Here is a 19,901-nt window from a genome sequence, read left to right as displayed (position 1 = left end):
CTTGACTAATAGAGGCTTCTATAATAAAATAGTCTTTGCGTCGGGGTGTAGCTCAGTTTGGTATGAGCGCTACGTTGGGGACGTAGAGGCCGCTGGTTCAAGTCCAGTCACTCCGACCATTTAAAAAGACCGAAATACCGGGATATTGATTTCCCGGCATTTATTTTTTTCGCATCAATTTTATCGCTCGTCAGTAATTTCGTCAGTAATTGTGTTCTGTTTTGGATTTTTGAAGAAAGGCCTCTTGCTTTTAAAAGTAATCGCATAAATCCACTTATTATCCTGCTTTCTTTGATATAGTGAGCCATTGTCGTTTGCTCGGCGGCCCCGTGTTTTTCTCTTACGCGGCATGAAAAATTATTCCTTTATGGTAAAATATTGTTATGAAATTAAGCAACAAAAGGTGTTTATAATGTCAAAGAGTAGCAATAAAGCTTCAATTAAAAAAATCGGCTGTTTAACTAAAGAACACATAGTCCTATTAGGCTTGTCCTTTGAACCGTCTCCTATACTTATTGGACCCTCTAATCAGCAGCATATGCTAAATGAGCACCCGGATGATTATTCTAATTATTTTGATCAAATAGCAGAAATACTAAAAACCCCAGATTATATTGGGAAGCACCCCTTCGATGGAAGCATTAAATATATTAAATCATTTGAAGAGCATGTTTTAGTTGCTGTGAGGGTTTCTAGTGCAGGTAAATTTTTTGCTAGAAGCATATATACAATAAATGCTGAAAAGCTAGAACACTATATTGAAAGCGGTAACACATTTAAAATAGGCTGAGCCCTTGAAAACCAATTAATATAAAAGTATAATTAAAGCACCTAAAGAGTAAATTTTAATGAAAGAAATTTGAGGACGGAACTGGCAGCCGTCGCCCAAGTTAGGAGATGTGGGAATGTCACCCCACCAAATTTCTTTCGAACCGAAAGGACTGGGATATTTTTCCCGGTCCTTTTCCGTGGTGTGCCCCAAATTTCTATTCATACTGATATGTCTATGCCAGGGATACCGCTGAAGTGGCATAAGTGTGCCGCAAGCCATCCAGGAAAGCAGCATCATCAATAGTCATATGTTTAATTTGAGGTTTTGAAACCTTTGATAACCGGGATATACTAAAGGCTAATATGCATAAGGAACAGATAAGCTTGATTAAAAAAACGTATAATTTAAGATGCCGTATTAGTTGATGCTTAAAGCATCTGAATTCATTGTTAATTGAGATAGATATAATAAAAGCGAACAACAACCTAAATATGCTATAATTTTCCTATAAAATGAGACATTTCGAGTAGATTACGAAAACTTGCGACAGAAAAATGTCAATCTACATACATAGAATGGGTGGTTAATAGGGGGTGACTTGTTGCGGCTTTTTGAGGTTCTCCCCGAAACTTATTTCAATCTATTTTCTCGAAAAAATAGGGTTATTTATGCCGATGTTCTTATGGCGCTCTATGATCAATACCGTGCGGCACGTTTTGGTATTGAATATACCCTTATGCGCGACTTGATCGAAGAACTGCTTGAAACCAGGGCAGAACTGGGAGTGACGGTTGATGTTCAAGAACTACTTATTTTTGATTCCGACGAAAGCTCTTTCAGGATTCAGGCCAACGCAATCTTGCGCTTGCTAAAGGAGAACCAGTGGATTTACATAGAAACCCGAGAATCTTGGGTGCAGTACATCGTCCTTCCGCATTACACGGGCCGTGTTTTATCCGTTTTTCACGAACTTTGCGAGGGGCGTCCGGTAGAATACCAGAAGTACGCTTTTAGCATTTTCGCCGCCTTAACAGGCGAAGAAGCCCAGCGCCGCCCGAGCATGGCACTCTACGACGCAAGGGAAAAAACTGCCGAATTTGCGGAGGAATTATCTCTTTTGGCCAACAACATCAAGCATCACAGCGAGCAGTTGCGAACTAAGGAAACCTTTCAGGGAGTGCTTGACCACCACTTTGATGAATACCTTCCGGCTATCGTTGAAAAAAGCTACCACCGCCTTAGGACCTCAGACCATGTTTCTCGCTATCGGCAGACCATTCTCGACACCCTTCAAAAGTGGTTGCTGGATGATCAATGGATCGCCCGCGCAGCTGAAGACGCTCTGAACAACGAAGCCTACAGCCTAACTTCCCTAGAGATTGCCGAAGAGAAGGTCAGGCAATACATCTATGAGGTCATGGATACCTTCAATGAGCTGGATGACATCTTTACAGAGATCGACAAGCGCCACAACAAGTATATCCGCGCCTCGTACAATCGACTTCGCTTAAAGACTCAGCACAGATCGGGAACGGATACGATTATCGGCGAGATTCTTTCGTGGATCGGAAGCGACGAGTCGCTTGCCGTAATTGCCGGAGATTACTTTAATATACAGGCCCCACGACAGGTAACGGAAAAAAGTTTTTATACGCCCCGGAAGCCCAACTCCCCGTTTAACCCGATCACACACATTGTATTGCCGATTACCGATGAGATTAAGGAAGGTTTTAGGAATCAGTTTTGGGAGCATATGCAGGGTACTATTACCCCTGAAAAAACTAGGAACTATGTGTTCTCTCGAATGGGTGGCCGGACTGAAATGAGAATAGAAGAGTTGGCTCCGACCAATATGGAGGAATTTTTGCATTTGGCGCACATCTTTTTATATAGTTGCCAGAACGGCATGGGGTATCACTTGGTACGAACCGATGCTGACCGAATCCTCCATATCGGGTCGTATCAATTCAGCGACCGTAAAGTAGAGAGGGGTGCTGATGATGTTTAGCCACAAGAGCGCCGCCGAACGGGAGTCTATTGTTGACATCATTAATTATCTGATCGGTATAAATTATCTGGTTCCCACAACCCAGCGGGAAAAGTATCTGATTGCCCGCCGATATGAGCCTGAGCTGACATCGTTTTTCCAGACCATTAACTGGGAATTCCGGTGCGACTCGCAAAACGAAGTTGTATATGTTGTTTCCCCGGATTCTGCCCACCGCCGGAATATGGATAAAGAAGAAACCATTTGGTTGCTTATGCTTCGCTTGCTTTATGAGGAAAAACGCGGGGAACTAAGCTTTGCTGGATGCCCGACCGCCACTATGGGCGAAATACGGGCTAAGTACGAGCTAGCTGGCTTCCGGTTTTTTGATGGTAAAAACAAGATCAAAATCAAAAAACTCATTGGATTTACCAAACGGTACAACCTAGCCGATGTGCTGGACGAAGATATTTATGCGGAAGACTGCCGTTTTCGGTTGTTTCATTCCCTGTTATACGCAATCACTGCGGAGCAGGCAGAGAAACTGCATAGGGAAATTCAAGAGCGCATGACAAAAAAGGAAGGTGACGTGCATGAAATGGATGACGAAATTGCGCTTGATTAATTGGCAGTATTTCTGGGATGAAACCTTCCCCGTCGGGAGGCAGAGCCAAATTTCAGGTCCTCAGGGGGCCGGGAAGTCAAGCATCATTGATGCACTACAAACCCTATTTATCGCGGATCAGCACCAGATAAAATACAACAAAGCAGCTGATGACAGCGGCAAGCGCGCTCTATACAAATACATCCGGGCGGAGTATCGCGGAGAAACCGAGTACCGGGCAGAGGACACCACTTCCTTTATATTGACGGAATTCTACGATGATAAAAAAGACGAGCATTTCGTTGTTGGTATGGTTGCAGACCTGGCCAGGGGCGATACTCATCCGAACGAATTCTTTTTTATTCTAACTCCGATGGAGCTGAAGCAGTTGAAGACGCACCGGCCCGACAAAAACGTTATGAGCGCGGCTGAATTTCGTAAAAGCCTGGATGATTATTCTTTGAAGCAAAAGACATATGAGCATTATAAAAATAATTATCGTAAGGCTTTCTGTGCTCGGATGGGGCATCTACCGGAATCATTTTTTCGTAAGCTGACCAAGGGGATTGCCTATCAGCCGATCAAGAACGTCAGGGAATTCGTTTACAGCTATATCCTGGATCCCAAGGAAATGAACATCGACTTGATGAAGCAAAACTTCGAAACTTATGAGAGCATTCGGGAACAATTGAATGCTATGGAGGCACGGCAGAATCTGCTTGACCAGATCATTAAAAACTACGACATATACACAGGGTTGAAAAACCGCGTGGCAGCACAAGATTACGTTATTTCACGGTTGTTGCATGCCCAAGCCTGGGAAAAATTTGAAAAGCACGCTGCAGGCGTTGAAAACGCCAGAGCGCGGTTGAAATTGCTGGACGACCAGATCGTCGAAAACAGCAGAAAGACGGAATATGCTCTCGGTCAGCGCGATAAACTCAACATTGCTTTGAACGGCAACGAGCAGAAAGTGCGGTTGGATGCCCTGAACACCGAAATCATCCGTACGGAACGCGAGATAGACCACAACCGGCATCAATATGATGCGCTGCGGGAGCAGATACAAAAGGAGATCATCCTAGCCGGTGAACTGCTGGAATGGCCAGGCAACCCCTATTTCCGATGGTCTGATTCCGACTTTGAACTGCTCAGCGGCATCCATGACGTGGTAAGCGAATTAAAAGAAGATCAAATGGAAACACATGCCGAAGCCCTGCGCACTGCCGGCAGTGCCTTGTCCGAAATCCAGACTCGGATTACAATGACCATGGGAACGCTGGGGGTAAGTATCAATAACCTTGAGGACCAAAAAAACACATTGACTGCAAGAATTAAAGGCCTTAAGAACGAAAAATTCACATACGACCCGGCTGTCCAGATGCTTAAAGACATTTTGACCGACCAGTTGAAAGACAAGAGCGAGGTTTTGATTCTCTGCGAAGCCATGGACATCCGGGATGACCAGGAGGAATGGCGGAACGCCATTGAGGGTTTTCTGAATACCCAGCGGTTTGATCTTCTGGTCAACCCCAAAAGCGTATCAGCGGCAGCAGCAATTTATGAGCGGTATAAAAAAGAGAAACGCATCGAGGGAGTCGGCTTGGTCGATACCGAAAAGGAAACCAGCTATCTTGGTAAGCCGAGGCCTAACACATTGGCATCTCTTGTTGTGGCGGATAACCCAATCGTAAAGGCACGCATCAATCACCTACTGGGAAATGTAATGATGGCTAAGGACGAACAGAACCTTCGAAACTATCAGGTGGCCGTTACCAAGTCCTGTATGTCGTACAGCGGTCGCGTATTCAGGCAGATGCGGGAAAGAAGCTTCAATCCACCGTACATTGGCAAGAAGGCCATGAAATACCAGCTGGAAATGGCGCAGAATCAGCTCGCCGAGGTAAGCCGCGAATTCGAACAGGCAGCGCAGGCCAAAAAGGAATTGGAGAAGTGGAACCGAAAACTTTCTTCAAAAGAGATGCATTACTCAAATATTGCCGAAAAACTAACCCTTCCAGAGATCATTCGAGTTGCCGAAGCGGCTCTTCGGGAGTTGGTTCGACAGCGGAACAGCATCGACACTTCCGAACTGGAACGCCTTCAGAGCGAACTTACAGTCTGGACAGAAAGGTATAATGAGCATGTTCGGAAAAATAACACCCTAATCGAAGATCGGGGCAAGGTTAAAAACCACCTAGACAGCCTGAATAGCCAAACCATACCGATCCAAGATATGCTGGCGTTTACCGAAAACGCTTGGAGAACTTGGGAAAACGAACATTCCGAGTTACTAGACCGCGCCAAGGCCCGATGGAGTGAAGCACAGAAGGAGACTGTACTGCTAGAAACAAGCATTGTCAACTGGACCAACAACAGAAAAACGAACATAACCCAGGCAGAGAATGTCTTCGGCTTTTTGGTTAAACTACGGTCAGATTACAAAGAACGCTACGGTTTTAGCGGGGACATCATGTCCGAAACCAATGGGGACTTTCAAAAGATTTACGATAAAATCAATCTCGATATTCCAAAGTATATGGCTAAAGTCGAAGAAGCCAAAGCGCAATCAGAAGAACAGTTTCGTACTCATTTTATTTATGGACTCTTCGAGGCGATTACTGCTGCCAAACGTGAATTCAAAGAAATAAACACTGCCCTGAAGAAGCTGCCGTTCTATCAGGACAAGTATTCGATTAAAGTGTCTCCAAGTAGGGATTACCAGCGTTACTATTCTGCTATCATGGATCCCGATATCCCCATTGATTCTGGCCTTCTATTCAGCACCGCTTCTGATGAACGCACCGAAACGCTAAAGGAGTTGTTCGACATCCTGATTAATGGCGATCCGGCGGTGCAGGAGGAATTCAAGGATTACCGGCGTTATCTGGATTTTGATCTTGTATTTGAGAACAAAGAGGGGCAGACACTTTACTATTCGAAGAGCAGCTTAACCGATTCCGGCGGGCAGAAGGAAGCACCGTTTTATATCGTCATGCTAGCATCTTTTTACCATATGTACTCCGCTGATCCGAACAGCATGCGTTTGGTGATTTTTGATGAGGCTTTTTCTAAAATGGATACGGCCAGCATCGGTAACTGTCTGAAGTTAGTTAAGCAGCTTGGTTTGCAGATTATCGTAGTAGTTCCCGATCACAAGGTAAGCTATGTTGCACCACACGTTTCTACGACTTGGGTTGTCAATTGGGACGGGATCTGCCACAGTTTTTACGACCTGCTGGGAATGGAGGAAATCAATGAAAAAATCGAAATACGTCAGGACGCTTTTGACTTTGATGCTTAAAAAGTATGAATCCAGCAAGGGATTTAAGAATGGTTCAACGGCTAGAAGACCACAGTTTGCTTTAGAGAACAGCCCACTTGCTGGCGACTACTATGATGAAACTAGTTACGAAAAGCGCGAAGCAATCAACCAGGCATTAATCGATCTATCGAAGCAGGGAATCATTGAAGTCAAGTGGAACCGTTTTCGGCCTAATGATTTGGCCGAAAAAGTCTACTTAAATACTGGTATGATTCAGAAGGCTTATGAAATCGCTGGGATAAAGCCAAGGGTTGATAAAATAGCAAAGATGATGGAGGTTCTTTCTTCCTTGCAGGAGCATCCGTGGTTATGGGTTCGGGAATGGTATGGAGAAGTTTCCGCTTCCATGCAAAATAGAAAAACAGGTGGTTTAATCTTGGATGATCCGGAGGGCTACGAAGATCTTGTTGCGGTTTTGAATGAGCTGCCATTGGTTTCAGAGGGCACGACGATTCGTGTTTTTAGCCAGAAGTTATTTGGAGATTCCAAACGCTTTGAACGCACCACTGAAAAGCGACTGTTGGCACTACTAAAACGCTATGGTGAAGAGTACAACAACACAGAAGAGTATTTAGATTCTATTGGTCTGGTAAGAAACCCGAAAACGGTACTGATGGCCGGTGATGCAGTTATTGCGATTAACGGAACTGTAGTTGAGCTTAGCACAATACCAGAAGGATTGGGATTAACGTTGAGCGCCATTAAGCAAACTGAAATCCTAAAAATCACAGGTGACGTTCTCTTGGTAGAGAATCTTACCAGCTATTATGACCTAATGAACCGCGTAAACACCTTGATTATTTATATTGGAGGGTTTCCGCATAAGGGGACCCAGGAGCTTTTGATCAAGGTAAAAGACTACCTTGCTTTAAACCAATGCCGGATTGCTCATACTGGAGATATGGATTATGGGGGAATACGCATTTTTGAATACCTAACACAGTATTTTCCTGATCTTGAGCCGTATTTGATGGATTTACATACTTACGAGGCAAACCTCGATTTAGGATCTCCTTTTGGTTCGGAATACGCTAAACAACTGGATAAGCTGTTGGAAAGGCCAGAATATGAGAAATGGTATTCGTTAATCAAGGCAATGCTTGGCAATGGCCTGAGAATTGAGCAAGAAGCTATAATTCTTAGGCAGGAGTCGGTAAGGTAAATATAAAATTAGGAACTTGCTTAAAGGGGTGTGCCTTTTAACGAAAGGCATCTGTCATATTTATTACTATAAGATCAAGTAGGTGTGTTCCCCCCAATACGGACTACGTCAAGAACGTAATTAGGTTAGATCGGAACATTGGTTCGAAGCTAATAATATGCTAGCTTAAACCAATATGTGCTTATGTTTGCGTGGACAGAGGGAATAATTATTGGGGGTATATATTGATATCCATCCCATATTATGGCTTATGGTTATGTTATAATATTTCCAAATGATAATACAATTAGGGTGAAAATGGTATATAATAACAAATTATTATTGGATATAGCTAGTTGGGAGGAAGGATTAAATGAAAACCCTATTTGATTTATGTAAGCCCAGGCATAGTGTATTTGATGAAACAAAGCGTGAGGATGTATTAAATCTCTCTGATTTAATGGATGGACGGATTGATCCAGTTGCATTTTTTGCAGAAAACTACCTTACCGTCGGCATGAATCTACTGTTTGAAACTGCCTTTAAAAGGTTTGTCAAAGAGGGCGCAACAGGAGTAGTAAAGCTAACCCAAGCCATGGGTGGCGGTAAAACCCATAACATGCTTGCTTTAGGCTTGCTTGCTATGCACCCGGAATATAGAGATAAAATTATAAACCATAGTTCAAAGTACAAGAAATTAGGTAAAGTGCGAGTGGTTGCTTTTTCTGGACGTGAAAGCGATGCACAGTATGGAGTATGGGGATCTATTGCTGAACAACTAGGTAAAAAGGATCTTTTCCAGCAATATTACTCACCCCTTTCCGCACCGGGCGAAACGGCGTGGATTAATTTACTTCAAGGGGAACCTTTGCTGATTATGCTTGATGAGCTTCCCCCTTATTTGGAAAATGCCAAGTCGAAGACGATAGGAAATTCTGATTTATGCGTTGTGACAACTACTGCACTTTCAAATTTATTTACGGCATTAGGCAAAGCTCAACTCTCCAACGTATGTTTGGTTATTACCGATCTAAAGGCCACGTACGAAAGCGGGAGTGAGTTGATTCGTTCAACATTTAAAGAACTTGAAAACGAGGTTAACCGTTCTGCGCTTAACATTGAACCAGTAGGAAGTGCTTCCGATGAGGTTTATTACATATTGAAAAAAAGGATGTTTGAGACTATACCGGCGACTGCTGAAATTAACCAGGTAGCTATCGGCTACAAAGAAGCTGTATCACAGGCTAAACAGATGGGATTTACTAATATGTCACCAGAACATATCTATACTGGGGTAAAGGATTCATATCCTTTTCACCCCTCGATAAAAGATTTGTATGCTCGTTTTAAAGAAAATCCTGGTTTTCAACAGACGCGTGGACTTATACGTCTTATGAGGCAGATTATAGCCCAGCTATATTCAGGTGACAAATGTACTGCCAAGAATAAGTATTTGGTCAATGTATTTGACTTTGATTTGAATGACAGAGCAATGCTAACCACCGTTACGCAGATAAAACAATCATTAACCAACGCTATATCTCATGATATTGCCGGGAATGGTAGAGCGGTAGCGGAAGAAATAGATAGTCAGTATCAACAGCGCCTTGTGCAAGATGTCAGCAAACTTATACTGGTTGCTTCTCTTGCTGATGTACCTAATGCTTTACTTGGGTTAACCCTACAGGAGATTATCGGGAATCTTTGCGAGCCTAGTAAGGATATTGCCGGATTGAAGAAAGGCCTGGATGAATTCCAAATGCGGGCCTGGTATCTCGAACATGACAAAGAGGGTAAGTTGTTTTTTAAAAACACTAAAAACATGATAGCAGAGTTACATTCTCTGGTTGAGTCCTATGATAATGAAGGAGTAAAATCAACCACGCTTAAAAACTTTCTGGAAGAGAAATTCAAGCCCACAGTAACCGATTGTTATCAGAATGTACTCATTTTCCCGGCGGTTGATGATATTAATTTATCAGTCGATAAGGTCACATTGGTACTTTTTGAACCTTATACTGGAGGAGGATTACACCCGGAGCTTAAAAGCCTATACGATAATGCCCTATATAAAAACCGAGTACTGTTTTTGTCCGGTCAACGGGATACTATGAACCGTCTTTATGCTGCTGCCAAGGAACTGAAGGCCATAGAACGTATTATCGCTAATATGAAAGAGGATAAAGTACCAGAGGATAATCAGCAGTATCAATTAGCCCAGGATACCAGGGTTAAAAAGATAACGGCAGTATTAAGTGCAGCTCAGCAAACCTTTTCAGTTATCTACTATCCAAATAAAAACGGTATTCAAAGCGCCGATTTTTCTATGGAGTTTAAAGGCAACAATTATAATGGCGAGGACCAAATCAGAAAAATCCTTCTCGAAAAACAAAAGCTGACTGATAAAGCAATTGATGAAACATTTAGAAAGAAATGCGAAGACCGACTCTTCACCCGTAAAGAAATGCGCTGGACCGAAATTCGTGATCGGGCGGCTACCGAAACTTCATGGCAATGGCATCACCCCAATCGTCTTAATAATCTCCGTGAAGATTGCATATCAAAAGATATTTGGAGGGAACGTGGCGATTACTTGGAGAAAGGGCCTTTCCCCAAAGAACCTACCAGCCTGGCTGTTTCTGTCAAGAATGAGGAAGAAGAAACGGGTAAATCATTCCTGAAAATACGCCCTATATATGGCGACAAGATATACTATGAAATAGGTGCGCCGGCTACCACCAGTTCACTTTTAATTGATGATCCCAATCATTTTGAAACAGCGGAGCTTAGGGTATCTTTCCTATGCGTTGACAGCAGCGGGGACCACCCAACCGGGGAACCGGTAGAATGGCGCCGGGATATTAATGTAAAATATAAACTGCTTGATAAAGCTGATGGTCAATGGCTAATACTGAAATCGCAAGCAGGGGTAAAAGTAAAATACACTACCGATGGCTCTGATCCCAAAGAAAATGGCGGTGTTTATGATGGTGAGTTTGCAATCCCTACTAATACAACGTTTATTCAAGTGGTTGCTGAGTATGAAGGTGAATATTTTGCCGGTCAGTCCATTAAAATCGACAAAAAGAAAAAACCGGGTTTGAACATTGAACCTGCTAAAGAGCTTAGGTTGTACAGAACCTTGCGATCTGCGGATACCAACGATTCCTACCAAAATATTGCGCTATTAAAGAAGTATGCTGAAAGTTTAGCTGATGTACGAATTATTCTTTTCAAAATGGACGAAAAAAACAATGAAAACGGCTTTATTGAGCTTACTATTGATTCGAAAATAAAGATTAACCCTGAACAAGTGGAGAAGGCCATTGACAATCTCAAGGATTCATTCATTAATAATGAAAGGGCAAACATTGAGTTTGAATGTTCAAACATTATTTTTAAGTCCGGTCAAAATTTTTATGATTGGGCGAATGAAAAGAAGCTTGGTTTGTCCGAGTTTAGAAATGAGGAGATTACCCAGAAATGAGCGAGAAGCGCCTGGCTTTGGGCTTTGGATTTATACCGGCGGAGAGCCGCCATCATTTCCTGGTTTGTATACCCGACAAGAAGGATGCCAATGTCGTTATATATGAGCGTTTTTCCTGGCAGGATGATGAGTCACAGCAAGTAATCAATACATACGAGGATAAACCGAAAGCGGAAACATCCAAGCATAAATGGAAACTATTGGAAGAAACCCTGCGTAAAGAATTCAATAATCGCTTAAAAAAGCAAAAGATCCCTGTGGGCAGGTTTATGATAGGTCAAACCCCGGTTGAGCGTCTGTTAGGTAAAGAAATGTTGCTGTTAGTATGGGCGGTGGAAGACTCTGACCCGTCTGTTATCCCAACCGCCATCCGCAACTGGCTGGGACTGGCTCCAGAAGAACGCTGGTGGCTTTTCACCATGACCAACGCGGCAACCGGGGGAATAAACGATAGGCGCGGTTGGAGAAAAGCCTTAAGGTATGCACTAACGGAAAATCCTATTGATGAGCACCGGCAGCAATCACTATTTGACATTATGATTAACAAAGGGATGGAAGATTAGATTTAGGAGTGTATATGCATGTCTCAGGAAAAGTCATTTATAGAGGTGCAATTTCCGGTTTCCAAGGTATCCAAGGAAAGTTATAAGGAAAGAAAGTCAGCTCAAGGTCAAACAATAACAGGTCTTGGAAAATGGTGGGGACGCAAACCCTTGATTATGGTTCGAGCAGCCCTGCTTGGTTTATTAATGCCAGTCAGTAAGGATGCTGTTCGTGATCAGAAAATATTCTTGAAAGTATTAGCCATGGATAAAGAGGGTCTATGGTCCCGTAAGAATAAAACCATCCCTGCGAAGGTTTTATATAATCATCTTAGTCCCAATGAAAAAATGAAATATTTTGAACAAAATAGTCTGGATTATTTGGATTCCCTTTCTCGCGAGGACAAAGATAAGTTACAATCATTAGTCTTTAACCGCCTTTCATATGATGAAAAAATAGCTTATTGTATGAGACCGGAACAACTCTCCTGTATTACATCATCTGATTGGGAGATAATCAATAATCATTTACATACCTCTGCTCAAAGTTTACCGGAGTTATTTCAGGAATTAGGTGAACGTAGATTTGGACATAATCCTGTTATAGGGGATTGCTTTTCTGGCGGAGGCAGTATACCTTTTGAAGCTGCCCGTTTAGGTAATAATGTTTATGCCTCGGATCTTAATCCCATAGCTGGTCTTTTGACTTGGGCTAGTCTTAACCTACTGAATATGCCAAATAATCAAATCAATAAGTTGCAGAACTTTCAGCAGAAAATATATGATGAATTAACTAAACAGGTGGATGAATGGGGTATTGAGCGTAATGAACTAGGTTGGCGAGCTCGATATTATCTATACTGCACTGAAGTAATATGCCCTGAGCAAAACTGTCAGACTAGAGTGCCTCTAGCTGCTAGTTGGGTTACTAGCGAGCGACAGCAAAAGACTGCAGTAGAAATAGTTTTCAATCCAGAAACCTTAAATTATGATTTTGTCGTAAAAGACAATCTTACAGCTTCTGATCTCAAGGATGCTGCGAAAAGAACAACAGTTAGAAACAATCGCCTGATTTGCCCGCATTGTGGCCAGCAAACGCCTATTGCAGCATTACGTAAGGATCGCAAAAACGACGAAGGCGAAGTAGGATTCGGCCTAAGAGCCTGGGAAAAGCATGAATTTATACCCAGAACTGATGATACCTTTAAGGAGCGTCTCTATTGTATCTGTTATGAAGAATTATACCGTGATACTGAAGGAAAACTTAAAACTCGCTGGCATTTTGTTGCGCCAGATGAAAACGATATAGAGCGCGAAGATCAGGTGCGAGATTTGTTGGAGGAGAGATTTGCCAAATGGCAACTGTCGGGATATATACCAGAAGTGCCCATTGCGGAAGGAGAAAAAACCACCGAATTAATTCGTAATCGCGGGTGGACGTACTGGCATCATTTATTTAATCCTAGACAACTATTAATAAGTGGAGTTTTGTTGGAGTTAATTGACCGATATGCTCAGACTCGCGAGGAAATAGTAGTGGGAGTATTGGGTATTAATAAGTGGATAGATAAATTATCAAAGCTATCACGGTGGAATTCAGCTGTAGATAAAGTGGAAGCAACATTTTACAACCAAGCATTGAACGCAATGTTTAATTATGGTACCCGAAGTACTAGAACTTCATACTCTACCTGGATGTATAATATTAATGGGCAATCTATGGATAATAATACCACCACGGATTTGGCCGATGCACGCCATGTCAATCATATGGCTGACATCTGGATCACTGACCCGCCATACGCAGATGCAGTGAACTATCACGAACTATCAGAATTTTTCCTTGCCTGGGATAAAAAACTACTAAAAAGAGCCTTCCCTGAATGGTATACCGACAGTAAACGGGTTCTGGCTGTGCGGGGCAAGGACGAGACTTTTAACAGCTCAATGATAGAGGTTTATTCCAATCTAACCAGGCACATGCCGGATAATGGCATGCAGATAATCATGTTTACCCATCAGGATGTTAGTGTTTGGGCTGATTTAACCCTGATAGTTTGGTCAGCGGGTTTACAGGTTACCGCAGCTTGGAACATAGCTACTGAAACAGAAGCCAGCGGCTTAAAAGATGGCAATTATGTCAAGGGCACAGTTCTTCTTGTACTGCGCAAACAGACTACAGAGGCAACTGCTTATATGGACGAAATAATTCCCGATATAGAAGACGAGGTAAAGAAGCAGATAAAAAGTATGCAGGAGCTTGACGATAAGGAAGAACCTAATTTTTCAGATGCTGATTATATACTGGCAGCTTATGCAGCTTCCCTTAAAGTTTTGACCTCTTATAAGAATATTGCCGATATTGACGTACAATACGAATTGACCAAACAACGCAAAGCAGGTGAGCTTTCTCCTATCGCCCAGCTTATTGAGACAGCAAAAAAAATTGCCTATGATGAACTCATCCCAGCTGAGTTTGATAACTTTATATGGAAGTCATTAAATGCTGAGGAACGCCTGTATATAAAAGGACTAGAACTTGAAAAACACAATACCTATAAGTTATCCGCTTATCAAGAACTGGCTCGCGGCTTTGGGGTTACTGAATATAAAGACTATATGGAAAATTATAAGGCAAACACTGCTCGATTAAAAACCGCTGACGAATGGTCTAACCGGAATATTAATAATGATATCGGTTTTGGCTCATCATTGCTGCGTAATATATTTATGGCACTATACCTCGCCGGTAAGGACAGTAATGTACAGACGGGTAAAAACTGGCTGCGCAACGAAATCGATGACTATTGGAACAAGCGGGATAGAATATGCGAAATGCTAAAGTACATCGCTACTTTTGAGCATATAGACAATATGGAGCATTGGCATAAACAAGCAGGAATTGCGAATATATTGAAGGAATTGGTAAATAATGATGGAATATAATAATTAGTTAATATAAGGAGGGTAGCCTGTGTTAAACCATGTTACTTCAAAAAACTTTGGTCCTCTGAAAGACGTGAAGTGGAGCGATCTGCAGGGGATTAATTTGATAATCGGTGAAAATGGCAGTGGCAAATCATTTTTGCTTAAAGCACTATACACTTCCATGCGAACTATAGAGGAATATAAGCGCGGAGATGATAAACGCACAGAAATGGAGATTTTAGCCGAAAAGCTATATTGGACCTTCCAAACAGAAAAAATAGGAGATTTGGTTTCCAAGAGTGCAAATGAAGCTCTTTTTTGTGAGATAAGCCTTGAAGATAAAGTGTTTTCTTATTCATTTGGCAAGGATACCAATAAGCAGATCCAAACGCTGCGGAACCAGACTTCACCCCGGCCATATAATTCGATTTTTCTGCCTTCAAAAGAAGTTCTTTCTCTTTACCATATAATTCTGGAATCGCGCGAAAAGGATAGATTATTCGGCTTTGATGATACCTATCTTGATTTAGTGAGGGCGCTTGCTTTGCCCAGAAAAGGCGGGAAGAATTATGCTGAATTTGCTGATTCGAGAAAAGCACTGGAAAAAATACTAAATGGTAAAGTGGAGTATGATGAAATATCCAAACGATGGCTTTTCAAGAAAGGCAATCAGAAATTTGCCATAGGGGTTACTGCCGAGGGTGTTAAAAAAATTGCCATACTTGATTCTTTATTGGCCAATCGCTACCTGGAGCCCAATTCCATAGTCTTTATTGATGAACCTGAATCTGCTTTGCATCCCTCTGCAATTTCTGACTTTTTGGACATTATAGCGGTATTAGCAGAACGGGGTCTGCAGTTCTTCCTGGCCAGCCATTCGTACTTCGTAATCAAAAAGCTTTGCCTGATTGCCAAGCAAAAAAATATGTCCATTCCGCTAATATCATTGCATAATACTGAGGAACAAAAAGTTCAATATGATGATTTGCAGGATGGTGTTCCGAATAATCCAATCATTAATGAATCCATACGCTTGTATGAGGAAGAAATAGCCGGGGTACTAGGATAATGGCGGTGATAATTCAAGAGTCAGGTATGACTTTCGGGCCATTTGCGAACGAACATTGCTTTTGGATTGAAAAATCAGCAATCTATGGGAAAATACAAGGCGGGGTGAAAATAGCTGAATTTATATTGCTACAGCCTGATCAGAATTCACTTTTTGTGCTGGAAGCAAAGACAAGTTCTCCCAACCCCCAAAATGGGGAATCTCGATATAAATTTGAAGATTATATAACGGAAATTGCAGAAAAATTATTGAATGCCTTAACATTGGGAGTGACCAGCTGTTTAGAACGTCATATAGATATAAAAAATGAAGTCCCGATCGGCTTTAAAAACCTTGCTTATAATAGCCTGAAAATCATACTAATTCTGGTCATTAAAGATCACAAGCAGGAATGGCTTTCCCCGGTAAATGATGCTTTAAAAAAGAAATTAGCTGCTGCGATAAAAACTTGGCCTTTAAATATTATTGTCTTAAATGAATCATTGGCTCGGAGGAACGGCTTGTTAATTAATACATAATACCCTGCTTAGTTATTACTGAAGGAGAAAAGAGATAACTTGATAGTACGCTATTCATCAAGAGCCCAACGTTTGGATCGGGCTTTCTTAAACCACAAACTGAAGGATGCCAGGAGTTATGACCGTATTGCAGGTTATTTCAGTTCGTCAATTTTAGAGATTGCTGGCGAATCCATAGAAAGCATAATCGGTCAAGTGCGGCTCATATGTAACTCATCTTTGGAAAAGGCTGATGTTATAACTGCAACTGCTGCTCAAAATGCTATGAGAAAAGAATGGTGTGCTTCAACTCCGGAAGAAACGTATGCAAATGCATCACCCAGATTAAAGAAATTATATGAACTCATAAGAAGTGGTAAGTTGTCGGTTCGGGTATTGCCCAATGATGTATTTGGACTTATTCATGGCAAGGCCGGGGTTATTACGCTGGCTGATGGCATAAAAACATCATTTATCGGCAGCGTCAATGAAACATTGGCTGCATGGAAGCTTAATTATGAAATGCTATGGGAGGATGACTCTCCGGAAGCAGTTAAATGGGTGCAGGATGAATTTGATTTCTTTTGGAACAGTCCACAGGCAATTCCCCTGTCTGAGTTTGTAATTGAGGACATAAAACGTATAGCAAACCGCGAAATCATTGACGATATTAATTCATGGAGGGATGAACCAGATCCCTCAGCAGCAGTGATTGAGTCACCAGTGTATAGGCAGGAACTGGGATTGTGGGAGCATCAAAAGTATTTCGTAAATAGGGCTTTTAACGAACATCAAAAATCGTATGGAGCCAGATATGTACTGGCTGACCAGGTGGGACTGGGAAAAACCATACAACTGGCTTTATCGGCGCAGTTAATGGCGTTATGGGGAGATAAACCGGTACTGGTTATAGTACCTAAGACCCTTATATGGCAATGGCAGGATGAAATGAAAAACCTATTGGATATGCCCTCTGCTGTTTGGAATGGAAGCCAGTGGGTGGATGAAAATGATATAAAATACCCGCTGACCGATGATATCAGAAAATGTCCTCGCAGGGTAGGAATAATATCACAGGGTTTAATCGTTAATGGACGTGAAGAACTCTTAGAGAAATTGCTCGGAATGGAATTTGAATGCGTTATCGTAGATGAATCCCATCGAGCCAGGCGTACCAATCTTGGTAATAATAAAGAAAATCAGAAGCCCCAAGCAAATAACTTAATGGATTTTTTGCTTAAAATATCTAAGAAAACCAAAAGTATGCTACTGGCGACCGCAACTCCAGTACAAATGTACCCCATTGAGTGCTGGGATTTACTTTATATTCTTTCACAAAAAAATGAGAGCGTGTTAGGCAATAATTTCAGCAAATGGCGTACCGACCCTAAAAAGGCGCTTGATTTGATAATGGATAAAGAACGCTTAAATGACAGTGCGGCAGGGATGTTAGAGCAGTGGGAATGGTTAAGAAACCCATTCCCTCCTGCTAGTGAAGATCTTGTTACCTTTGGTACACTTAGAAAGAATCTCAATATGGCAGATGATGATTTTATTATTAAACCAGAAGTTTTAAGCAAGATACAGGGTAGGCCGGAGATGCGGCGTATTGGGCGAATTATGGAACATGGTTTTATGCAAAATCACAATCCATTTATACGACATATTATACGTCGCACCAGAGATTTTCTTGAAAATAAAAATAATCCCGAAACCGGTGAACCATATCTGAAGCGGATCGAGGTAGAATTAATGGGCGAAAAAGATAATGAAGCCTTATCTTTGCCCCCTTATTTGAAGCAGGCCTACGATCAGGCTGAGGAGTTTTGTGAACTGTTAAGTAAAAGAGTACGCGGTGGTGGGTTTATCAAGACCCTGCTTTTAAAAAGAGTTGGCAGTACTATGATTGCCGGTCAATCTACAGCCCAGAAGATGCTTAACTGGGGAAACCTATCCGCAGATGTATTTGATGAAGATGACGATTACAACGATGAAAACAAGAAAAATAATCATGGCAATTATGCAGAGTATAGCGAATTAAAGGATTTAACTGACCAAGAACGTGAATGTTTACGTAAATTTATTAAAACCCTGGAAGTTAATAAAGATAATGATCCGAAATACGAACTGTTGATTGAGTTACTTGTTAAGCAAGGTTTTGCAGAAAAAGGCTGTATAATTTTCTCTCAGTACTTTGACTCAGCGTACTGGGTTGCAGATAAATTATCCAACGAAATAAAAGGAGTAACCATCGGTATTTATGCTGGTGGAGAAAAATCAGGGATTCTTCGCGAAGGTAGATTCCGAAAACGCAGTAAAGAAGAAATTAAAAAGATGGTCAAAAGCCGAGATATAAAGATTTTGGTTGGCACCGATGCTGCTTCTGAAGGGCTTAACCTTCAGACTTTGAGTACACTAATAAACCTTGACTTACCATGGAATCCAACCAGATTAGAACAGAGAAAAGGCCGGATTCAGCGGATAGGCCAGGAAAGTGATAAGGTTTATATTTACAACATGCGTTATAAAGGCTCAGTTGAGGATCGAGTTCATGAAATGCTGTCGGAACGATTGAAAAACATCAGCAGTATTTTTGGTCAATTACCTGATGTATTAGAGGATGTTTGGGTGCAGGTAGCTTTAAACAATAAAGCTGAGGCGGAAAAGATCATTGATGCTATACCGAATCAGCATCCATTTGAGCTTAAATATGAGAAGCAAGCTATAGGTCACGTTGATTGGGAAAGCTGTACACAAGTTTTGAATCAACAGGAGAAGCGGAAGTGCTTGATTGAGGGCTGGAGGTAACTCATAAAAACATTAACTGAAATATTGAGAAAGTCATATGAACAAGGCCAGTGCCAAGGAAATTAAAGCTCTGGATAAGCAGATTGATAAATCCAAAACCGAATTGAAGGGATATTTGCCGCTCCCGTAGGGACATGGATCGTTTATGCCAATTTTTTGATTGGGTACGGGGTGGACGGAGGGAGATGGCAGCAGATTGGAGTTATACAAGGAATGAATCTCGTTGGGAATATGGCCATTATTGAACCATTGCCTTGTATTATTTTGTACATCAACGATAAGCTGTATCATCATACCGGCTTGTTTACTGCTATCAAATACAACGCCTGCCGAATCCTGTAAATCAAAATATACCCGCGTTATTACCCCCACTACGCTCATATCGTGGATTTCGTCAAGGATACCTTCACCTTCATCAGGGTCGGAAATAATCCCTAAAAGATGACAAGAAACGTGTGGAAATAATCAACATAATAAAACTAAGCGAAGGGGTAACCCAGCGGCAAATTGCCCGCGTAACTGGCATAAGTCAGAACATCATATTCAAATCTAAAATGTAATCGGGAGCAATAAGAAAGACCGTCCCGCTACTTTGGCTTGACATTTTCTTTTGCTGGGCTTATTATTATTCTATCGACCGACGGTCGATAGAAAGGAGCATGATATGAAAACTGTCAAGGAAGGTGAAGTGCGAAGACGAGAGATTCTGGTTGCAGCACGGGAATTATTCGTCAAGAAAGG

Annotated in this window: 13 protein-coding genes and 1 tRNA gene; 13 read left to right on the top strand and 1 reads right to left on the bottom strand. The window is 41.8% G+C overall.

The features are described 5' to 3' along the window. Positions 1 to 41: 41 nt before the first annotated feature. Positions 42 to 119: transfer RNA gene (locus PHO71_RS22685), tRNA-Pro, on the top strand. A 293-nt stretch (positions 120 to 412) separates the two neighbouring features. Further along, positions 413 to 790 (top strand): PBECR2 nuclease fold domain-containing protein, encoded by a 378-nt coding sequence (locus PHO71_RS22680; protein WP_300207914.1) that lies wholly within the window; start codon positions 413 to 415, stop codon positions 788 to 790. Between the two features lie 15 nt (positions 791 to 805). Here the strand turns inward: PHO71_RS22680 and PHO71_RS22675 are convergent, their stop codons facing one another. Further along, a complete protein-coding gene (locus PHO71_RS22675) occupies positions 806 to 994 on the bottom strand; it encodes a hypothetical protein (protein ID WP_300207912.1) in 189 nt (62 codons plus the stop codon). A 379-nt stretch (positions 995 to 1,373) separates the two neighbouring features. Between PHO71_RS22675 and PHO71_RS22670 the strand changes: the two genes are divergently transcribed. From PHO71_RS22670 to PHO71_RS26305, 11 genes are all read left to right on the top strand, one after another. Next, positions 1,374 to 2,780, top strand: a complete 1,407-nt coding sequence (locus PHO71_RS22670) for a Wadjet anti-phage system protein JetA family protein (protein ID WP_300207910.1) — start codon at positions 1,374 to 1,376, stop codon at positions 2,778 to 2,780. Further along, positions 2,770 to 3,384, top strand: a complete 615-nt coding sequence (locus tag PHO71_RS22665) for a DUF4194 domain-containing protein (protein ID WP_300207908.1) — start codon at positions 2,770 to 2,772, stop codon at positions 3,382 to 3,384. Before PHO71_RS22670 ends, PHO71_RS22665 begins: the two co-directional genes overlap by 11 nt. After that, positions 3,353 to 6,667: an ATP-binding protein gene (locus tag PHO71_RS22660; RefSeq protein ID WP_300207906.1), complete on the top strand. Its 3,315-nt coding sequence runs from the start codon at positions 3,353 to 3,355 to the stop codon at positions 6,665 to 6,667. The genes PHO71_RS22665 and PHO71_RS22660 overlap by 32 nt, the downstream gene beginning before the upstream one ends. Further along, positions 6,621 to 7,850 (top strand): Wadjet anti-phage system protein JetD domain-containing protein, encoded by a 1,230-nt coding sequence (locus PHO71_RS22655; RefSeq protein WP_300207904.1) that lies wholly within the window; start codon positions 6,621 to 6,623, stop codon positions 7,848 to 7,850. Before PHO71_RS22660 ends, PHO71_RS22655 begins: the two co-directional genes overlap by 47 nt. Positions 7,851 to 8,202: 352 nt before the next feature. Further along, complete coding sequence (locus PHO71_RS22650) at positions 8,203 to 11,316, top strand: DUF499 domain-containing protein (protein WP_300207902.1); 3,114 nt, start codon at positions 8,203 to 8,205, stop codon at positions 11,314 to 11,316. Further along, positions 11,313 to 11,879: a DUF3780 domain-containing protein gene (locus PHO71_RS22645; RefSeq protein WP_300207900.1), complete on the top strand. Its 567-nt coding sequence runs from the start codon at positions 11,313 to 11,315 to the stop codon at positions 11,877 to 11,879. Before PHO71_RS22650 ends, PHO71_RS22645 begins: the two co-directional genes overlap by 4 nt. Positions 11,880 to 11,897: 18 nt before the next feature. Next, positions 11,898 to 14,804 carry an anti-phage-associated DUF1156 domain-containing protein gene (locus PHO71_RS22640; protein ID WP_300207897.1) on the top strand — a complete coding sequence of 969 codons (2,907 nt, stop codon included), beginning with the start codon at positions 11,898 to 11,900 and terminating at the stop codon, positions 14,802 to 14,804. Between the two features lie 28 nt (positions 14,805 to 14,832). Beyond that, on the top strand, positions 14,833 to 15,855 hold the full coding sequence (locus PHO71_RS22635) for an ATP-binding protein (protein ID WP_300207894.1): 1,023 nt from the start codon (positions 14,833 to 14,835) through the stop codon (positions 15,853 to 15,855). After that, entirely contained in the window at positions 15,855 to 16,373 is a 519-nt protein-coding gene (locus tag PHO71_RS22630; protein WP_300207891.1) for a hypothetical protein, read from the top strand. The genes PHO71_RS22635 and PHO71_RS22630 overlap by 1 nt, the downstream gene beginning before the upstream one ends. Positions 16,374 to 16,412: 39 nt before the next feature. Next, entirely contained in the window at positions 16,413 to 19,160 is a 2,748-nt protein-coding gene (locus PHO71_RS22625) for a phospholipase D-like domain-containing anti-phage protein (protein ID WP_300207888.1), read from the top strand. Positions 19,161 to 19,615: 455 nt separating this feature from the next. Further along, positions 19,616 to 19,720, top strand: a complete 105-nt coding sequence (locus PHO71_RS26305) for a hypothetical protein (RefSeq protein WP_367279928.1) — start codon at positions 19,616 to 19,618, stop codon at positions 19,718 to 19,720. Positions 19,721 to 19,901 lie beyond the last annotated feature (181 nt).

The organism is Bacteroides sp., from assembly GCF_028690125.1.
Classification (GTDB): Bacteria; Bacteroidota; Bacteroidia; order Bacteroidales; family Bacteroidaceae; genus Bacteroides.
This window is presented reverse-complemented; position numbering and strand designations above follow the sequence as displayed.